The organism is Frankia nepalensis, assembly GCF_016786325.1.
Taxonomy (GTDB): Bacteria; Actinomycetota; Actinomycetes; order Frankiales; family Frankiaceae; genus Pseudofrankia; species Pseudofrankia nepalensis.
Window position 1 is genome coordinate 37,141 of sequence record NZ_JADWYU010000250.1, and the last position, 17,931, is coordinate 55,071.

At 75.4% G+C, this 17,931-nt stretch carries 14 protein-coding genes and 2 pseudogenes; 11 read left to right on the forward strand and 5 right to left on the reverse strand.

Going from position 1 to position 17,931, the window contains the following annotated elements; genetic code table 11:
- On the forward strand, nucleotides 1–1,409 hold a 1,409-nt coding region (locus I6A81_RS39080), incomplete at its 5' end, for a WD40 repeat domain-containing protein (RefSeq protein WP_203010469.1).
- 204 nt (nucleotides 1,410–1,613) lie between these two features.
- Here I6A81_RS39080 and I6A81_RS39085 read toward each other — a convergent pair.
- The 3 genes from I6A81_RS39085 to I6A81_RS39095 form a co-directional block, all read right to left on the reverse strand.
- Nucleotides 1,614–2,081, reverse strand: coding sequence for a cupin domain-containing protein (locus I6A81_RS39085; protein ID WP_307875206.1), 468 nt, complete (start codon nucleotides 2,079–2,081; stop codon nucleotides 1,614–1,616).
- Nucleotides 2,082–2,298: 217 nt separating this feature from the next.
- Nucleotides 2,299–3,180, reverse strand: coding sequence for an alpha/beta fold hydrolase (locus I6A81_RS39090; protein ID WP_203006041.1), 882 nt, complete (start codon nucleotides 3,178–3,180; stop codon nucleotides 2,299–2,301).
- Between the two features lie 126 nt (nucleotides 3,181–3,306).
- Entirely contained in the window at nucleotides 3,307–6,090 is a 2,784-nt protein-coding gene (locus tag I6A81_RS39095; protein WP_238430403.1) for a cation-translocating P-type ATPase, read from the reverse strand.
- Between the two features lie 676 nt (nucleotides 6,091–6,766).
- On the opposite strand from I6A81_RS39095, the gene I6A81_RS39100 reads away from it, so the two are divergent.
- From I6A81_RS39100 to I6A81_RS39120, 5 genes are all read left to right on the forward strand, one after another.
- Entirely contained in the window at nucleotides 6,767–7,699 is a 933-nt protein-coding gene (locus I6A81_RS39100) for a Sir2 family NAD-dependent protein deacetylase (RefSeq protein ID WP_203006046.1), read from the forward strand.
- Nucleotides 7,700–7,781: 82 nt separating this feature from the next.
- The gene (locus I6A81_RS39105; protein ID WP_203006040.1) at nucleotides 7,782–8,378 is read left to right on the forward strand and encodes a GNAT family N-acetyltransferase; all 597 of its coding nucleotides are present in this window, start codon (nucleotides 7,782–7,784) and stop codon (nucleotides 8,376–8,378) included.
- Nucleotides 8,379–8,455: 77 nt separating this feature from the next.
- Nucleotides 8,456–8,809 carry a hypothetical protein gene (locus I6A81_RS39110; protein WP_203006039.1) on the forward strand — a complete coding sequence of 118 codons (354 nt, stop codon included), beginning with the start codon at nucleotides 8,456–8,458 and terminating at the stop codon, nucleotides 8,807–8,809.
- A gap of 39 nt (nucleotides 8,810–8,848) precedes the next feature.
- The gene (locus I6A81_RS39115; RefSeq protein WP_238430397.1) at nucleotides 8,849–9,346 is read left to right on the forward strand and encodes a hypothetical protein; all 498 of its coding nucleotides are present in this window, start codon (nucleotides 8,849–8,851) and stop codon (nucleotides 9,344–9,346) included.
- Between the two features lie 194 nt (nucleotides 9,347–9,540).
- Complete coding sequence (locus I6A81_RS39120) at nucleotides 9,541–10,428, forward strand: fumarylacetoacetate hydrolase family protein (RefSeq protein WP_203006038.1); 888 nt, start codon at nucleotides 9,541–9,543, stop codon at nucleotides 10,426–10,428.
- Here I6A81_RS39120 and I6A81_RS39125 read toward each other — a convergent pair.
- The gene (locus I6A81_RS39125; RefSeq protein ID WP_203010470.1) at nucleotides 10,338–10,964 is read right to left on the reverse strand and encodes a hypothetical protein; all 627 of its coding nucleotides are present in this window, start codon (nucleotides 10,962–10,964) and stop codon (nucleotides 10,338–10,340) included. The genes I6A81_RS39120 and I6A81_RS39125 overlap by 91 nt on opposite strands.
- Before the next feature lie 643 nt (nucleotides 10,965–11,607).
- Between I6A81_RS39125 and I6A81_RS39130 the strand changes: the two genes are divergently transcribed.
- Nucleotides 11,608–11,949 (forward strand): hypothetical protein, encoded by a 342-nt coding sequence (locus tag I6A81_RS39130; RefSeq protein WP_203010471.1) that lies wholly within the window; start codon nucleotides 11,608–11,610, stop codon nucleotides 11,947–11,949.
- Between the two features lie 539 nt (nucleotides 11,950–12,488).
- Here the strand turns inward: I6A81_RS39130 and I6A81_RS45930 are convergent.
- Nucleotides 12,489–12,848, reverse strand: a pseudogene (locus I6A81_RS45930) (diguanylate cyclase); the annotation flags it as partial.
- A 218-nt stretch (nucleotides 12,849–13,066) separates the two neighbouring features.
- Between I6A81_RS45930 and I6A81_RS39140 the strand changes: the two are divergent.
- The 4 genes and pseudogenes from I6A81_RS39140 to I6A81_RS39155 form a co-directional block, all read left to right on the forward strand.
- Nucleotides 13,067–14,383 (forward strand): thiamine pyrophosphate-dependent enzyme, encoded by a 1,317-nt coding sequence (locus I6A81_RS39140; protein WP_307875207.1) that lies wholly within the window; start codon nucleotides 13,067–13,069, stop codon nucleotides 14,381–14,383.
- Nucleotides 14,380–15,474: an alpha-ketoacid dehydrogenase subunit beta gene (locus I6A81_RS39145; protein ID WP_203006034.1), complete on the forward strand. Its 1,095-nt coding sequence runs from the start codon at nucleotides 14,380–14,382 to the stop codon at nucleotides 15,472–15,474. The genes I6A81_RS39140 and I6A81_RS39145 overlap by 4 nt, the downstream gene beginning before the upstream one ends.
- Before the next feature lie 132 nt (nucleotides 15,475–15,606).
- Entirely contained in the window at nucleotides 15,607–17,148 is a 1,542-nt protein-coding gene (locus I6A81_RS39150; RefSeq protein WP_203010472.1) for a dihydrolipoamide acetyltransferase family protein, read from the forward strand.
- A gap of 338 nt (nucleotides 17,149–17,486) precedes the next feature.
- Nucleotides 17,487–17,931: pseudogene (locus I6A81_RS39155) on the forward strand (hypothetical protein); the annotation flags it as partial.

A 17,931-nucleotide genomic window follows, 5' to 3' on the forward strand; every position in this document is an offset into this window, starting at 1 on the left:
AGTCGTGGGATACCGGGGCGCGGGAGGCCAGAGCGCGGGAGGCCGGGCCGCGGGACGCCGAGCCGCGGGGCGCTGAGCCGTGGAACCCCGGGGCGCGGGAGGCCGAGCCGGAGCCCGGCGGCCCGCACCCGTCGGCCCGCGTCCGCGCGGCCGCCGCCCCGCCGCCCGCGTCCGCCCCGCCGCCCGCGTCCGCCCCGCCGGGGCCGGCCCACCAGCGGGAGCCTCGCGGCAGCCGGGCCCTCATAGCCGTCGCTCTCGTGATCATCGCGCTTCTCCTGATCCTTTCGGTGGTCGCGCTCGCCACCCGCGCGGGCGGCACGTCCGGCACGGCCACGGGGGAGGGAGCGGTGACGGCCGACGCCGAGGCCGGCACGAGCGCCAGGTCGGCGACCGGCGCGGCCTCGGGCAGCGTCGCCCAGGCCCTGGAACGGTCCCCGGCCCAGCGGGTGGGTGAGCCCCTCGCCGGCCACACCGGCGCCGTGCGCGCGATCGCGTTCTCGCCGGACAGCCACACCCTCGCCACCGTCGCCGAGGACTACACCGTCCGTCTCTGGGACGTCACCGACCGGGGCAGGCCGGGGCCGCGCGGCCAGCCGCTGACCGGCCACACGGGCACGCCGCGGTCGCTGTCGTTCTCCGGCGACGGCAGGCTGCTCGCCACCGGCGGCGACGACTCGACCGTCCGCCTGTGGGACGTCGCCGACCCGGACCGCCCCGTCGCCCTCGGCCGGACGCGGTCGGCCGGCACGTCCGCCGGGATCAGGGGAGTGGCGCTGTCCCCCGACGGGCGCCTGCTCGCCGCCGCCTGGGCCGATCCGCGGGCCACCATCCGCCTCTACGACGTGACGGACCCGGCCAGCCCACGGCAGCTCGGCCAGGCCCTCACCGTCGAGGTCAGCGGAGCGCCGGTGGCGGTCAACCGCCTGCTGTTCCTCCCCGACGGGCGCGCGCTCGTCGGCGGAGACGAGGGCGGGAACCTGCACCTCTGGGACGTCAGCAGCCCGAGTAGGCCCGCCTCCGTCGGCGTGCCGGTGTCGGCCGCCGACGTCGGCATCGCGGGTCTCGCGGTGTCCGCCGACGGCCGCACCCTCGCCAGCGGTGGGCTCGGCGGCGCCCTCCGGCTCTGGGACCTGACCGACCCGAAGTTCGTCAGGCCGCTCGGCCAGCCCATCGAGAACCGTGACGACAGCTTCGGGGTGGCGTTCTCGCCCGACGGCACGGTCCTGGCGAGCGCCGGCGCCGGCCAGCTCAGCCTCTGGAACGTGACCGAGAAGGCCATCGCGGCCCCGATCGGCGAGCCCCTTTCCCCTTTCCGCGACGCCGTGTACGCGGTGGCGATCTCCCCCGACGGCAACACCCTCGCCTCCGCCGGCGCGGGCGGGACCGTCGTCCTCTGGAAGTTGCGCTGACCGGCCCGGCCGAGGCGGGTCCCGCCGTGTGGTCGTGAAATGCGGGCGCGACGCCACGCGGCATGACCCGCGCGCGGCGTCGCGTCGCCGATCGCCGCGACCGGCCAAGGTCGCCCCGTCAGGGATGACCTACGGCCGTGCCCGGGGGCGCACGCCGCGATCATGCTGGGCGCGGAGGCTGCCCCGACGGTGGCGTGGCGGGTGCTAGTCGAGCTGGTAGGGCGCCGGGAGGCCGTCGTGGATCTCGATCCATTCGGCGCCCTCGGGGCCGGCCGTCCAGGTGTACTTCTGATTCGGGCTGAACACGCCCTGGCCGGCTCGGGTGATCCGCGCGCCGTAGCGCAGCTCGCCGGAGAGCACATAGGTGATCTGGTTCGTGCCGTGCCGGTGCGGCTTGACCCTGGCGCCGGGGCCGACCCGCGACCTGACCACCGTCAGCGACTTCGATAACAGGATGGTCGTCGACAGCAGGTCGCGCCCCACCGCGTCCAGGAAGTCCCCGCGCTGCTCCTCCGGCAGCCACTGGGAAACCTCCTCGTTGCTGCGGTAGGGCAACGTGTCGGAGTCGTAGAAGAACATCTTTGTGCCGTCACCGGGCACGCCATCGTTCGGATGCGCCGGGACCGTCCCGCCGGCCCCAGGTGCGCGGTGCTCCTCCGCTGCGTCAGTCACGCTGGCCTCCAAGTGAGTCGAGTGCGTTCGGCTGCGCGGGCCGCCGGCGGACTCGGTCGGCAGGCGACCCTGCTGGCAGTCTCGGGATGCCCAGAACCCACCGGCAACCGATTCACGTTCCCTGAAGGCGTCCCTCGCGGCCCACTGGGCGATGGGCGCGGCGGGTCTTCCGGCCCACCAGCCGGTCGCGTCGCGGCGGGCCACCACGAGCCCGGCGCTACCGGCCGGCCGGGGTCGTCAGGCGGGCGCGCAGGAAGCTCTCGGCGCGGGCGGCGATCTCCTCGGGAGCCTCGAGCATGGGGAAGTGGCTCCGGGCGTGGTCGAGTCGGTGGACCTCGAACCACGGGGTGTGCAGCGCGGTCGCCAGCTGCGCGGACAGGAAGCCGCTGTCGGTGGGGGCCGCGTACTGGTGCAGGACGGGCACCGGGTTCTCGAGCCGGCCGAATGCGGCGAGTGGGCCGCGGTGCCGGTGGAACGCCTCGCTGATCAGCTCGGCGGCGCGTGACCACATGTCGAACCCCTGCGCCCGCATGCCCTCGACGGTGTCGACCAGGCCGGGGACGTGCTCGTGGCCGCGGACCCAGCCGCCCGTCAGGCCCGCGACGGCGCCCTGCCAGCGCTCCGGGTCACGCATCGCGTCGAGGCCGGCGAGGAATGGCTCGGGCGCGCCGAGCGGCATCCAGCCGACGAGGATCACGGCCGGCACCCGGCGCGGGAACCTGCGGGCGAGCTCGAGGGCGACCCAGCCGCTGTGCGCGCTCGCGACGGGCACGAAACGGTCGATGCCCAGGGCGTCGAGGACGCCGAGCGCGTCGTCGGCCAGATCCGCGAGCGTGTAGTCATGCGGGCCGGGCGGGTTCGTCCCGTGCCGGCGCCAGTCCATCGTGACGCTGCGGCGCCAGCCGGCGGTCATCCGCGCGGTCGCCCGCCAGACCGACCGGTTGGCTCCGAACCCGGTCAGGTAGAGCAGCGCTGGCCCGCCTGGGCCGACGTCGTCGCCGAGAGCGTGATCCACGAAGTCGTCGTGGTCGACGACGTCCGCGCGGGTGGCCGCGAGCCGGTCGATGACGGGGCGGCGGGTGAGTGTGTGACTGGTCATGCCGCCACTGTCATCCCGGTCAACCGGCCCCGCCCGTGCCTGTCCGGCCGGTGACGTGTCCCGGTACGGACATGGCCCCCGCGCGTGCCCCGCGACGGACGGGCCGGTGCCGGCGGCCCGTCCGGGTCAGGCCGCGCGGTGGGGAGGGGCCAGGTCCTCGCTCTCCGGCCCGGCCGGGTCGACGGACGGCAGGTCCGCGCCGGCCGGCGCCTGGGCCACGCGGTGGGGGCGCAGGAGGAGCCAGACGACCTCCATCAGGACCGCGGCCACCGCGGCGATGCCGAGCCCGGTCAGCGGACCGGCGACGCCGACCAGGGAGAGCTGGAAGAACTCCTGGAAGTAGGGCACCACCAGGACCAGCCCGAACACGGCGGCCATGCCGGCGACCAGCAGCACCCGCCACCAGGTGTAGGGGCGGGCGATGAGGATCAGCGCCCACAGCGAGGCCAGGAACAGCGTGAACGTCGCCAGCGACGTCTCGGCCTCCAGGTCGCCGTCGTAGAAGACCTCCCGCGCGAGGAAGTACGAGACGAGGGAGGCCGCGCCGGCCAGCACGCCGGCGGGGATCGCGAACCGCAGCACCCGGGGCACGAAGCCCGGCCGGGCCCGCTCGTGGTTCGGCGCGAGCGCCAGGAAGAACGACGGGATCCCGATGGTCAGCGAGCTGATCAGCGTCAGGTGCCGCGGCAGGAACGGGTAGGGCACCTGGGTGGCGACCACGACGATCGCGAACAGCACGGAGTAGACGGTCTTGGTCAGGAAGATGTTCGCGACCCGCTCGATGTTGCCGATGACGCGGCGGCCCTCGGCGACGACCGACGGCAGCGCGGCGAAGCTGTTGTCCAGCAGCACGATCTGCGCGACGGCCCGGGTGGCGGGGCTGCCGGAGCCCATCGCGACGCCGATGTCGGCGTCCTTGAGCGCGAGCACGTCGTTGACGCCGTCGCCGGTCATCGCGACCGCGTGGCCGCGGCTCTGCAGCGCGCCGACCATCTCCCGCTTCTGATGCGGCGTGACCCGGCCGAAGATCGTGTGCGCCTCCAGCTCGGCGCCGAGCTCGGCGGTGTCCTCGGGCAGCGCGCGGGCGTCGACCGGGTCGTCGGCCCCCGGCAGGCCCAGCTCGCGGGCGACCGCCCCGACGGAGAGCGCGTTGTCCCCAGAGATGACCTTGGTGGCGACGTCCTGCTTGGCGAAGTAGCGCAGGGTGTCCGGCGCGTCGGCCCGCAGCCGCTGGGCGATCACGACCAGCGCCGCGGGTTCCACGGCGCCAGCGAGCCCCGCGCCGGCGGCCAGCGCCGCGTCGAGCGCCGCGTCGTAGCGGGCGAGCAGCAGGACCCGCAGCCCGCGGGCGCCGAACGCGTCGGCCTCGGCGAGCGCCGGATGGCCCGCGGCCAGCAGCACGTCCGGCGCGCCGAGCAGCCAGGTCGACGCGGCGCCGTCCGGCTCGACGAAGCTCGCCCCGGACCACTTGCGCGCCGAGGAGAACGGCGCCGCGTCGACCGGCCGCCAGCCCTCCGGTGCCGGGTGCGCGTCGATGATCGCCTGCAGGCTGGGGTTGGGCCGCCGGTCGGCGGCGCCGAGCGCGCCGAGCACCGTCGCGACCCGTCGCCGTGTGGCGTCACCGTCGGCGTCGGTGGCGGCGTTGCTCTCGGTGGCGGCGTCGCCCTCGGTGACGGCGTCGCCCTCGGTGACGGCGGCGGCGTCCCCTCCGTCCCCTCCGTCGCCGAGGAGCCGCACCTCCTGGACGTCCATGGCCGGCTCGGTCAGCGTGCCGGTCTTGTCCAGGCAGACGACGCTGACCCGGGCGAGCCCCTCGATCGCGGGGAGCTCCTGTACCAGGCAGTTGCGCATGCCAAGCCGGATGACCCCGGCGGCGAAGGCCAGCGACGTGAGCAGCACCAGGCCCTCGGGCACCATGCTGACCAGCCCGGCGACCATCCGGCGGATCGCTTCGGGCAGATCGTCGTCGTTGACGACGAGCTGGCTGATGATGAGCGCGATCCCGGCCGGGATGATCAGGTAGGTGACGATCCGCAGGATCTGGTTGACGCCGTTGCGCAGCTCCGAGTTCACGAGGGTGAACCGGCTGGCCTCGGCGGCGAGCCGGGCGGCGTAGGCCTCGGCGCCGACCTTGGTCGCCACGTAGGCACCGGAGCCGGCGACCACGAAGCTGCCCGACATCACCTCGTCGCCCGGGCGCTTGTGCACCGGGTCGGCCTCGCCGGTGAGCAGCGACTCGTCGACCTCCAGGCCGTCGGCCTCGACGACCCGGCCGTCCACGACGATCTTGTCGCCGGGGCCGGTCTCGAGCACGTCGTCGAGGACGATCTCGGCCGGCGCCAGGGTGACGGCGGCCCCGTCGCGGCGCACCGTCGGCCGGGCCTCGCCGATCACGGCGAGCCGGTCGAGCGTGCGCTTGGCGCGCAGCTCCTGGATGATGCCGATCACCGAGTTGGCGAGGATCACCAGGCCGAACAGGCCGTCCTGGATCGGGCCGACGACGCAGATCATCGCGAACAGCACACCGATGATCAGGTTGATCCGGGTGAACACGTTCGCGGCCAGGATCTCCCGGACGGTCCGGCTGGTCCTGGTCGGGACGTCGTTGACCTGGCCGGCCTCGACCCGGCGGGCGACCTCGGCGGCCGTCAGGCCGCGCGCCGCGTCCGCCGGCGCCGCGTCCGGCGCGCCGGCCTCGCTCGCCGCGGCGTCGCCCGGTTCCGCCGCGGTGGGGCGGCCGTCGCCCGCGGGGCCGGCCGCCTCGCCGGGTGCCGAGACCTCGCCGGGTGCCGAAGCGCCGTTCACCGCGGTCGCGAGCGGGCTGGAGGCGTCCGTCGGTGCGGGGGAGCCGAGACCATCGGGCTCGGCCGGGCCAGGCGTGACCGGGTCCGCGTCGACCCGCTGCTCCATGCTGCTCCCCTCGCCGTCTCCGGCGCGCCGCGCCTCGCCGCGGGACCGGGCACCGTGGTGTCCCGCGCGTCGGTACGCGCCGGGCACGTCGTCAACCTATGCGAGGAGTGCGACGAAACGGTGACGGAACCCCGGCGCGGTGACGGCGGCAGGACCACGCTGGGAAAACGCCAGCCGGGCAGGGGAAACAACGGTCGCGGGCGGGGCAAGGGGCGACGACGCCAGGCCGGCGGGCCCCGCGGTGAGGGAGGTCTCACCTCGGTGTCCCGACCGCCGACGATCCGAGCGAGTGATCCGGCCGGGAGACGCGGACCGCGGCGAGCACGAGGTGTCAGGTTCCCTGGGCCCACGGCGGGGTCCACCGGGCGGACCGCCGCCGCGCGCCACCCCGCCGGGCGGGGCCGAACAGGAGATCAACGGCGGTCGGGGCGGGCCGGCTGGGCCCTCCAGGCGCCGGCCTGCCCCTGGAAACGGGCGGTCCGCGCCCGCCCGGGCGGCCAGGGGCGAGTATGGACGGGTGGGAACGCGGGACCAGGCCGCCGACGGGGCGCGCGGGCGGGAGACGACGGCCGCGGGGGAGCCGCCGGCGGCGACGGCCGCACCGGGGGCGGCGGCGCTGACATACCGGGTCAGGCCGTTCGCGCGGTCGGCCGTGCTCGCGCCCCGGGCCCCGACCATGCCGGTGATCGAGGACGCGGCCGACGGGGTCGCGGCGCTGCGCGCCCTCGTCGGCCCCGGCGACGTCGCGGTGCTCACCGGCGCGGGGATCTCCACCGAGTCCGGGATCCCCGACTACCGCGGCCCGAGCGGCGCGGCCCGGCGCAACCACACCCCGATGACCTACCAGCAGTTCACCGGCGACCCGGCGGCCCGGCGGCGGTACTGGGCGCGCAGCCACGCCGGCTGGCGGCACATCGCGGCCGCGGCGCCGAACTCCGGGCACACCGCCGTGGCCGCCCTGCAGCGGGCCGGGCTGCTCGCCGGCATCGTGACGCAGAACGTCGACGGCCTGCACCAGGCGGGAGGAGCCCGCTCGGTCCTCGAACTGCACGGCAGCCTCGCCCGGGTGCTCTGCTCCGACTGCGGCGACGTCAGCCCGCGCGACCTGCTCGCCGAGCGGCTGACCGCCGCCAATCCGGACTTCCGCGCCGACGCCGTCGACGCCGGCGTCTCCGGCGCGGAGGAGCCCGACGACGGCCCGGCCGGGGCGGCGGACGCCGCCGGGACCCCCACCGCCGGATCCGGGCGGGTGAACCCCGACGGCGACGCGGCGCTCGGCGAGGCGGAGATCGCCCGTTTCGCCCTGGTCGGCTGCCAGCGTTGCGGAAGTGACCGCCTGGAGCCCGATGTCGTGTTCTTCGGCGCGACGGTCCCGCGCGAGCGGGTGACGGCGGCGATGGCGGTCGTCGAGCGGGCCCGCCTGCTGCTGGTCCTCGGGTCATCGCTGACGGTGATGTCGGGTTACCGGTTCGTCCTGCGGGCCGGCCAGCTCGGCATCCCGGTCGCGATCGTCAACCAGGGGCCCACCCGCGCCGACCCGCGCGCCGACCTGATCATCGACGCCCGGCTCGGCGACGTCCTCCCGCCGCTCGCGCGGCAGTTGGCGTAGCCGGAGCCCGCCCCGCGCACCGGGGCTCCCGTAGGCCGCGTCGCGCCGGCCGGCCCGTCGCGGGCCCGGTCGCGCTGCGAGGATGGACGGCGTGCGGACCCAGGGACCGGCGGCCGTCGGCCGCGCCGAGGTGACCTACCGGGCGGCGACGCTCGCGGACGTGCCGGAGCTGCTCGCGCTGGTGACCTCCGCCTACCGGGGTGAGTCGAGCCGGGCGGGCTGGACGACCGAGGCCGACCTGCTCGACGGCCAGCGCACCGACGCCGAGGCGATCACCGACATCATCACCAGCCGGGACGGCCTGGTCCTGGTCGCCCAGGAGGCCACCGAGGCCGCGGCCGGCCCCGCGGCGGGCCGAGGGATCGTCGCCTGCTGCCAGCTCGAGCGGCATGGCCAGGTCGGCTACTTCGGGATGTTCGCGGTGCGCCCGGTCCAGCAGGCCGGCGGGTTCGGCTCCGCCATGCTCGCCGAGGCGGAGCGGCATGCCCGCGCGGTCTGGGGCGCGGACCGGATGGAGATGTACGTGATCTCCCAGCGCGCCGACCTGATCGCCTGGTACGCCCGCCGCGGCTACCTGCCCACCGGCGAGACGAGGCCCTTCCCCTATGGCGAGGAACGCTTCGGCCTGCCCAGGCGCGACGACCTCGCCTTCACCGTCCTGTTCAAGTCCCTGCGCTGATGACTATCCCGACGCCTGTGGCGGCCTCGGCCAGGCTAGGATCGGCGTTCTACGGGACGTAGTAGGGCGGGGCTGGGATGGTCAGGGTTATCGCGGTCGCGGTGGCGGTCGTCACGCTGGTGCTCGCGGCCTGGGTGTTCTTCCTGGCCTGGCGGAACCGGCCGATCGGGCGCGCGGTGCTCGCCGCGGCCGGGGTGGCCGAGGCGCTGCTGCTCGCGCAGGTGGTCGGCGCGATCGTCCTCGTCGCCCAGGGGGAGCGGGCGGCCGAGCCGCTGACGTTCACGCTGTACCTGGTCGCGTCTTTGGTGGCGCTGCCGATCGGAGCGTGGTGGGCGCTGGGGGAGCGGTCCCGGTCCGCCACGGCGGTGCTCGGGGTCGCGGCCCTGGTTGTCGCCATCCTGGTGGAGCGGCTGGCGCAGACCTGGTCCTGAACGGGCGAGCCCGACAGACAGAACGGCGGAAGGACGGCGATGGCCACCGAGACAGCGCCAACCACCGAGGCAACTCCGGCCACCGAGACAGCGCCGGCCACCGACCAGGCGGCCACCGACCGGGACCAGGCCCCGGCCGCGACCAGGGCGCGGGGCCTGGCGAGCGGGCCCGGTCGGCTGCTGGTCGCGGTCTACGCGGTGTTCGCGCTCGCCGCGACCGCGCGGGCGGCCGTGCAGATGATCACGAAGTTCGACGAGGCGCCGGTCGCCTACCTGCTGTCCGCGTTCGCCGGCGTCGTCTACATCGTGGCGACCGTCGGGCTGACCCGCTCCTCGGCCGGCGGCCGGCGGGTCGCGGGCGTTGCCTGCGCCGTCGAGCTGACCGGCGTGCTCACGGTCGGCACGCTCAGCCTCGTCGACCGGGGCCTGTTCCCCGACGAGGCGGTCTGGTCGGCCTACGGCCAGGGCTACTTCTTCCTGCCGGCCGCCCTGCCGATCCTCGGCCTGTGGTGGCTGCGCCACACGGCCCGCTCCTGATCCCTGGCCCGCGCCGCGGCGCCGTGATGGGGTTGCCCGGACACGCATGAGCGCGTCGGGGATCCAGGACCAGGCCGCCCGGCGGCGCCGGCCGCGTCCGGAGGACTCCGGCGCCTGACCGGGCGCCGCGGCGCCGCGCCTGGGATCCGTCTCGGCGCGCCACGGTCCACCGAGAGCCTGTTGGAGGCGTCGCGATGCGGTTTGTGGGGTTCCGGGACGGCGGCCGGTCGGTGGTCGTCGGGGTGCTGGTACCCGGCGAGGACGGGCCGGCGGTGCTCGGGCTCGCGCCGGTCGAGGAGTTCTACGCGGACCTGCGCCGGTGGCGCGAGCACGCCGGTGAGGCCGTCAGCCGGCCGGGCGCGGCGGCGCGGCCCGCCGGGGAGCTGACGCTGGCGCCACCCGTCCCGCCGGCGGCGCGAGTGCTGTGCGTCGGGCTGAACTACCGGGCGCACGCGGCCGAGACAGGCCTGCCGCTGCCGAAGTACCCGGCCCTGTTCGGCAGGTGGACGGTCAGCCTGACCGTCGACGGCACCCCGGCGCCGGTGCCGGCCGGTGAGCGGGGCCTGGACTGGGAGGGCGAGCTGGGGGTCGTCGTCGGCGCGACGCTCGCCGACGTCGACGAGGCGGCGGCGATGGCCGGGGTGTTCGGCTACGCCGCGTTCAACGACCTGTCGGCCCGCCGGGCCCAGGGCCGCTCCCCGCAGTGGACGCTCGGCAAGAACTCGGACTTCTCCGGCCCGCTCGGCCCCATCGTCACCGCCGACGAGGCCGGCGACCCGGCCGACGGGTGGCGTGTCGTCACCCGGGTCCGGACCCGCGCCGCCGATGGCTCGCGGCTCGACGAGATCGTCCAGGACGGCGACACCAGTGACATGATCTTCACGGTCGGCGAGGTGTTGTCGTTCATCAGCCGGACCATCACGCTGCATCCCGGTGATCTGCTGGTGACAGGCACCCCGGCGGGTGTCGGCTACATCCGTAAACCGCCGCGCTACCTCGTGCCCGGCGACTGGGTGGAGGTGGAGATCGAGCGCGTCGGCCGGGTCTCCACCCCCATCGTCGACACAAGCGGCCGCGGCTGAGCCTCGCCGCCGCCACGGCCGTCGTCGCGTCCCTGCCCGAGCTCGTCCCGGCGGCCGCGCCACCAGGGGAGCCGCCGCCGAGCGAGCAGGCGCGTGGCGAGAACGCGGCGGCGGTCGGCGAACGCCACCACGCCGAGGGCGACGAGGCCCCCGAGCAGGGCCGCGCCGCCGACGTCGACGCCCAGCTGCCCGGTGGCAGCGGACCCGCCGGTCGGCCGTGTCGCCGGGTCGATCCGGCCGAGGCCGACCGCCGGTGCCTCAGCCGCCCCGCCGGGCTGTCCGAGGCCGCCGGCGCCGGGCAGCACGATCCGCGCACTGTCCGTGGCACTCGAACCGTTCCGTGGGCTCCGCTCCTCGGTGAGAGTGACTGCCGGCGGGCCGTTCCCCGTCCCGGCCGTGGTGCCAGCCATGGCGGGCGCGCTGGCCGTGAGCCCGATCCCGAGGGTGAGCACCGTTCCCAGACCTGGGCCGAGTCCGACTATTGACGGTCGTCTGGCGCGGCCGGCGCCGGGATGGTCAGGCGTGGACGGGCGCATGCGGCTCTCCATTTCCGGGCTCCGCGCCTCGACCATGGGTAGTCGCATAAACGCGGACGGTAGGTAGTCGCATCGAAGAGCGGTACCGACGGGCCGTCAACCGGGGCGGCGGCCCTCCTCACCCCGCCAAGGTGGCGCGTCACGGGGGCGACCGAGGGTTGTCGGTGGTCGTGGGTGGTCACGGGTCCCGGGTGGCGGCTGGTCGCGATGTGGGCGTCGCGGGGACCAGCCCCGCGGTCCACCCGCCCGCGGCGTTCCGGGGTGTGTCCACTGATCAAAGTGGGCGCGCTCCGGCGCGGAGCAACGGGTGGCAACCTGGCCGGCGGATGGGTCCCGGAGGGACCTTGTTCCCAGGACGGCTGTCAAGTGTCCGGCGCCGTGAGATTCGCCGTCGATTTACGGGCGGCCGACCGCGGCTTTTTGGTGAGCCCTCGCCGTCTGTTTGGTGGTGCGATCAGGGTGAATTTCCGGCCGGTCGCCGGGTGTTTTGTCCGGGGATCCCGGAGCAACCGGAGCGCGTGGAGGAGCGGCATTTCTGGTGGTAATGTGGAACGCTCCCTGATCGATTTCCGGGCATCGAAGAACGCGGTTACGCTGCGTCGCGCAGTCATTCCCGCATCGCATCAGGTTTATTGGGGGCTCGATGAAGAAGTCGATTGGCCGACGCGCCGCAACCGCCGCTGCCGCCGGGGCTGTTGCTCTGGTGGTTGGTCTCGGCCCGGGCGCGACGGCCGCGCAGGCCTTCGACGACTGGGGCTGGGACAAGGACAAGCGCCACGGCTGGGACCGGGGGAAGGACGACTGGTGGGGTAAGGACCGCAAGGACCGGAAGGACGACTGGTGGGGTAAGGACCGGAAGGACCGGAAGGACGACTGGTGGGGTAAGGACCGGAAGGACCGGAAGGACGACTGGTGGGGTAAGGACCGCAAGGACCGGAAGGACGACTGGTGGGGTAAGGACCGGAAGGACGACTGGGGCTGGTAGCCACGCCACCGTCGGGCTGGCGCCGGTTGGCGCCAGCTGACCAGCGGGGCGGCGCTCTCGTTTTCGGGGGCGCCGCCCTTTTCTGTGCGCGCGAGTGCCAGAAGCGGGCGTCGGGAAACAAAGAAATCCCGCTTGGCGCAAGTTTCCCGGGTCGGTCGCTGGCGGCGCGGAAAGCCGCCAGTGCCGCGGGCGGTCGGCGCGAGAGCGAGTCCGGTTCGCGGTCCGTCACCGGGCGGCGGTGGGACGGCGACGTGACGGCGGGCGGCGAGTTCGGGGGCTCGGCGGGGGCGCCGTCGAGCGCGCCGGTCGCGTACCGGCACCCTCGGCGAGCAACTGGGTCGCATGACCGAGGTCGCGCGCCGCCCGCGGCAACGGTCACCCCGATCCGGGGCGCGGCGAGCAACAGGGACGCGTGCCGCGCCCCGGCCCTTGCCGGCCCGCGGGGTAACGGCGCCCGTGGTCACCGCCGCGTCCTCGGGCGGGCCGGTGGGTACGAGTCCGACGCTGACCCGGGTTGTGCATGGCTGGCCGGCAAGCGAGCGCGAGGCTGAGACAGCTCGCCGCGGCCGCTGCCCCACGGCGCGTGGGTGCTCGGCGGTGTCGTCCCGCGGGCCGGCGAACTTGTCGCCGCCGAGGCAGGCAACGGTGTCGGCGTCGCGGACCTGGCCGCGCATCCGCCGGGCGGCGATGGTCAGCACCAGGTCGCCGGCCTCGTGCCCGAGGGTGTTGTCGACCCGTCTGAAGCCGTCCAGGTCGCGGAGCCGGGGCGCCCGCGTGCCGACCGCTCGATCGCGGGCCGCGGCCGCCCGGCGAACAGCGCCCGGTCGTCGTCGTGACCGGGTAGCCCGCGGGTGGGGGCCACCGCTCGAGGAGCGCGCGTCGCGGAAGCCTCCCACCACCCGTCACCTCCCCGAAATAACGTACCGCGTCTGGGTGGATTCCTAGCGTGGCAGTCTGGCGTACTATGCCGACCGGTTAACGATCACCGAAAGTGACCGAAATATGGTAAGTGCTCGATTTCGGCGGCGGCGGACCTACTTGGCCGGAGGATGTGCGATCAATAACTTCGACGAGTTTCCGAGGTCTTTGAGTGGACACATGGAGGATGGTGCGCTACGTGGCCTCCGATGAACTGTCCGACCCACCGCCGGCCGAACACGGGGTCCGGCTGCTGAATCCCGACGGCACGCCGCGCGCGCATCCCGAGTTCGACGCCCTCCTCGACGTCGAGGATCTCAAGAGCTGCTATGGCGCGATGCTGCGGGCGCGGCACCTCGACGACGCGGCCACCACGCTGCAGCGCCAGGGCGAGCTCGCGCTGTGGATCCCGCTGCGCGGCCAGGAGGCGGCCCAGGTCGGCTCCGTGCGCGCCGCCGCCCCGGCCGACTTCCTCTTCCCCAGCTACCGCGAACACGCCGTGGCCTGGGAACGCGGGCTGCCTCCGGTCGAGGTCATGCGCCTGCTGCGCGGGATCACCCACGGCGGCTGGGACCCGGCCGCGTACAACCTGGCGAACTACGCGCTGGTGCTGGCCACCCAGACCCTGCACGCCGTCGGCTACGCCCTCGGGATCCAGCTCGACGCGGAGCGCGCCCGGTCCGCCGGGCCGGGCATGGCCGCCGTCGCGACGGTCGCCGCGGCCACCGAAGGGCGCGCGAATATAGGACGCCCGACAATCGGAAGCGACCCGGAAAACGCACGCGGAGCGCCGGCCCGTGGGCATCCGGAAAATATTGTTGGACCGCCGATCGTAGGACGTCCCACAAATACCGTCGGCCTACCGAACGTAGGACGTCCGACAAATTTGGGAGACGTGCTCGACGCCGCGGTGGTCGTCTATCTCGGCGACGGCGCGATGAGCCAGGGCGACGCCAACGAGGCGTTCGTCTGGGCCGCGAGCTTCAACGCCCCGGTCGTGTTCTTCTGCACGAACAACCAATGGGCGATCTCCACCCCGGCCGCGCGGCAGGCGCGGGTGCCACTGGCCGAGCGCGCCGCCGGGTTCGGCTTCCCCGGGGTGCGGGTCGACGGCAACGACGTCGTCGCGGTGCACGCCGTCACCACCTGGGCGCTGGAGCGGGCCCGGGCGGGCGCCGGCCCCACCCTCATCGAGGCCTACACCTACCGGATGGGCCCGCACACCACCTCCGACGACCCGACCCGCTACCAGCCGGCCGAGGCGCTCGACCGCTGGCGCGCGCTCGACCCGATCGACCGGGTCGCCCGGGCGCTCGCGCCGGTCTGCGACCCCGGCTGGTTCGACGAGCGGCTGGCCGAGGCACGGGCCACCGCCACGCGCCTGCGGGCGCAGACCCTCGCGCTGGCGGACCCGCCGCCGGACGCGTTCTTCGACGAGGTGCTGGTGACCGAGACGGACGAGGGCCGCGCGCAGCGCGCCGCGTTCCGGGAGTACCGGGAGTCGTTCCAGGTATGAGCATGCGGACATTGCGACCAGCCGCGGTCCCCGGCACGATCGCGGCGCCTGTCTCACCGGCCCCGGCTCCGGCCGCCGCCGGCGCGCCCGAGCACGCGGCGGCGGAGGACGCGGCGCGGCCGGTGGCGCTGGCCAAGGCGCTCGGCGCCGCGCTGCGCGACGCGATGGCGGCCGACGAGAGAATCGTCCTGCTCGGGGAGGACGTCGGCCGGCTCGGCGGAGTCTTCCGGGTCACCGACGGCCTGCAGCGGGAGTTCGGCGAGGCCCGGGTGATCGACAGCCCGCTGTCCGAGAGCGGGATCGTCGGCGCCGCGATCGGGCTGGCGATGCGTGGCTACCGGCCGGTCTGCGAGATCCAGTTCGACGGTTTCGTCTATCCCGCCTTCGACCAGATCGTCACCCAGCTCTCCCGCCTGCGGCAGCGCTCCGGCGGCGCCCTGCGGATGCCGGTGACCATCCGGATCCCGTACGGCGGCGGGATCGGCGCGGTCGAGCATCACAGCGAGTCCCCGGAGGCCTACTTCGCGCACACCCCGGGGCTGCGGGTGCTCACCCCGTCCACGGCGGCCGACGGCTACCTGCTGCTGCGCCAGGCGGTCGCCTGCGACGACCCGGTGATCTTCTTCGAACCGAAGCGGCGCTACTGGGAACGCGGCCCGCTCACCCCGGCCGAGGACCCGCCGCTGCCCATGGAGCGCGCCCGCGTGACCCGGCCCGGCTCCGACGTCACCCTGCTCGCCTACGGGCCGACGGTACGCACCTGTCTGGACGCCGCGGCGGCCGCGGCGGCCGAGGGCCGCTCGGTCGAGGTGGTCGACCTGCGCTCGCTCGCCCCGCTGGACTGGCCGACGATGACCGCCTCGCTGCGCCGGACCGGGCGGGCCGTGGTGGTGCACGAGGCGCCGGTCGTCGCCGGGCTCGGCGCGGAGATCGCCGCGCGGCTGACCGAGGAGTGCTTTTACCACCTGGAGGCGCCGGTCGGCCGGGTCGGCGGTTACCACGTCCCCTACCCGCCGGCCCGGCTGGAGAAGGAGTACCTGCCCGACCTCGACCGGGTGCTCGACGCCGTGGACCGGGCCTTCGGCCACTGATCCCCGCTGCCGCTGATCCCCGCTGCCGCGCCCGTCATCCCCGCCGCGCCACCGTCACCTCCGCCGCGCCACCCGCCATCCGCGCTGGTCCGGCCGCCGACGCGCCCGGACGAACCAGGAAGAAGAGGCCAGATGCACGACCAGTTCCGGCTGCCCGACCTTGGCGAGGGGCTCGCCGAGGCGGAGATCGTCCACTGGCTGGTGGCGCCGGGGGACGCCGTCGCGCTCGACCAGCCGCTGGTGGAGGTGGAGACGGCCAAGGCCGCGGTGGAGATCCCGTCGCCGTTCGCGGGGACCGTGTACGCGCTGCACTGCGCCGAGGGTGACCTGGTGCCGGTCGGCGCGCCCCTGCTCACCGTCGCCGCCGCGGACCAGGCGGGCCGGCCCGTCCGCGCGCGCGACGCGCTCGTCGGCACCGGCGCGCCGGCGCCCGAGGCCGCCGCGCCCGAGGCGCCGCCGGCGCTGGTCGTCGGCCGTGCCCCCGACGAGCCGGCCGGCGGCGAGGCCCCGCGCCGGCGGCCCCGCCGCCCGGCCGGGGAGCCGGCGAGACCGGTCCCGACGCCCGTGCCGGTCCCGGCTGCCGTGCCGCTCGCGGCGGTCGCCGCGGTCCCGGTGACGGCCGTGGCCAGGGCGGCGGCGTCGGTGGGCGAGGCCCGCGCGCGGGTGCTGGCGCCCCCGCCGGTGCGCCGGCTCGCCCGCGACCTCGGCGTCGACCTCGGCACGGTTCACCCGACCGGGCCCGGGGGCACCATCGCCCGCGCCGACGTGACCGCCGCCGCGCGGCTCGCCGAGTCCCCCGGGCCGAGGACGCCCGCGTCCGGGGCGGGAGCACCGGCCGCGCCGCGGGGGCGGGGCGGCGACGGCCTGCCCAGCGCCGCCGGGATCGCCGGCGGCGAGGCGACCGGCGGCGAGGCGACCGACGGTGCCGGGATGCCGCCCGCCCGCCCCGGCGATCGGATCCCGGTGCGCGGCGTCGCCCGGCAGATGGCGCTGGCCATGGAGCGCAGCGCCTTCACGGTCCCGCAGGCGACCGTGGCCCGCTCCGTCGACGTCACCGCGATGCTGGGACTGCTCGCCCGCTGGCGGGCCGACGCCGAGGGCTCGGGCACCAGGCCCGCCCGGCTGCCGGCCCGGATCACCCCGCTGGCGTTCATCGCCCGCGCCGTCGTCGCGGCGCTGGCCGCGCACCCGCTCGCGAACTCCCGCTGGCTCGCCGCGCCCGACGGGTCGTGCGAGATCGAGATGTACCCGGCCGTCAACCTCGGGGTGGCGGTCGCGAGCGACCGGGGCCTGGTCGTGCCGGTGATCCCGGGCGCGGACGCGCTCGCGCTGCCCGCGCTGGCCGCCGAGCTCGCCTGGCTGGTCACGACCGCCCGCGCCGGGCGGACCCCGCCCGCCCGGATGCGCGGCTCCACGATCACCGTGTCCAACGTGGGGGTCTTCGGCGTCGACTCCGCCGCCGGGCTCGTCCGCGAGGGCGAGGCCGCGCTGGTCGTGCTCGGCGCGATCCGCGAGACGGCCGCCGTGTGGGAGGGGCATGTCCAGGCCCGGAAGGTGATGACGATCTCGGTCTCGTTCGATCACCGGATCCTGCACGGCGAGGCGGCCTCCCGCTTCCTCGGGGAGATCGCCGACGTGCTGGCCGACCCGGCCCGCCTGCTGCTGCTGGGCTGAGCGCCACCGCCGGAACCGGGCCCGATGGGGCCATCCCGCCCAGACGGCGCCCGGCCCGGGACACGCCGGGACAACGCGGGCCCGCCGCCGCGCGTCCGACGAGGTGGCGGCGCCGATGGCGCGTGTGAGCGGTCGCGGGTGGGTGTGTGGTGGGCCTCGATGGTGGGCCCGATGGTTCTGCCCGGGTTGATCCCGCCTAGGATCGCCCCGGGCGAGTCGTCCTGGGAACCCCGGCGGCCACCGCGCCCGCCCAACGCGGTTCCCGCCTCGCCAGCGGGCTGCCGCGCACCGGGCGCGCCGCGCGCGGACCCCAGATCTGACAGACGGAGGAACAGCAGGTGGACGTGTTGCCGGAGATCCTGCTCACGGTCGCGATCGCGCTCGCGGCGGGCGCGCTCGGCTCGCTGGCGATCCGGCTGTGGGAGCGGCCCGCCGGCATGCCGGCGACGCGTCCTCGACAGTCGACGCTGTTCGGGCTGGCGGCCGACGACGAGATCCTCATCGCGGTCGCCTCGCTCGCGCCGTCGGCGACAATCGCCCGGGACGACGTGCTGGCCGTCGCCGAGCTTGCCTCGATCATCTACGGCTCGGACGCCCGCCCGCGGGTCACGCCCGGCGGCGCGGTGCAGGACAGCATCGGCCGGCGCACCGAGTTCTGCGTCGGCGACCCCCGTTCCAACCCGCGCATGGCCGCCCACCTGGCCCGCTACCTGCCCGGGGTGACGTTCTCGCCGCCGTCGCCCCCCCCCCCCCCCGCGCCCCCCGCGGCGCGGCCCGCGCGCG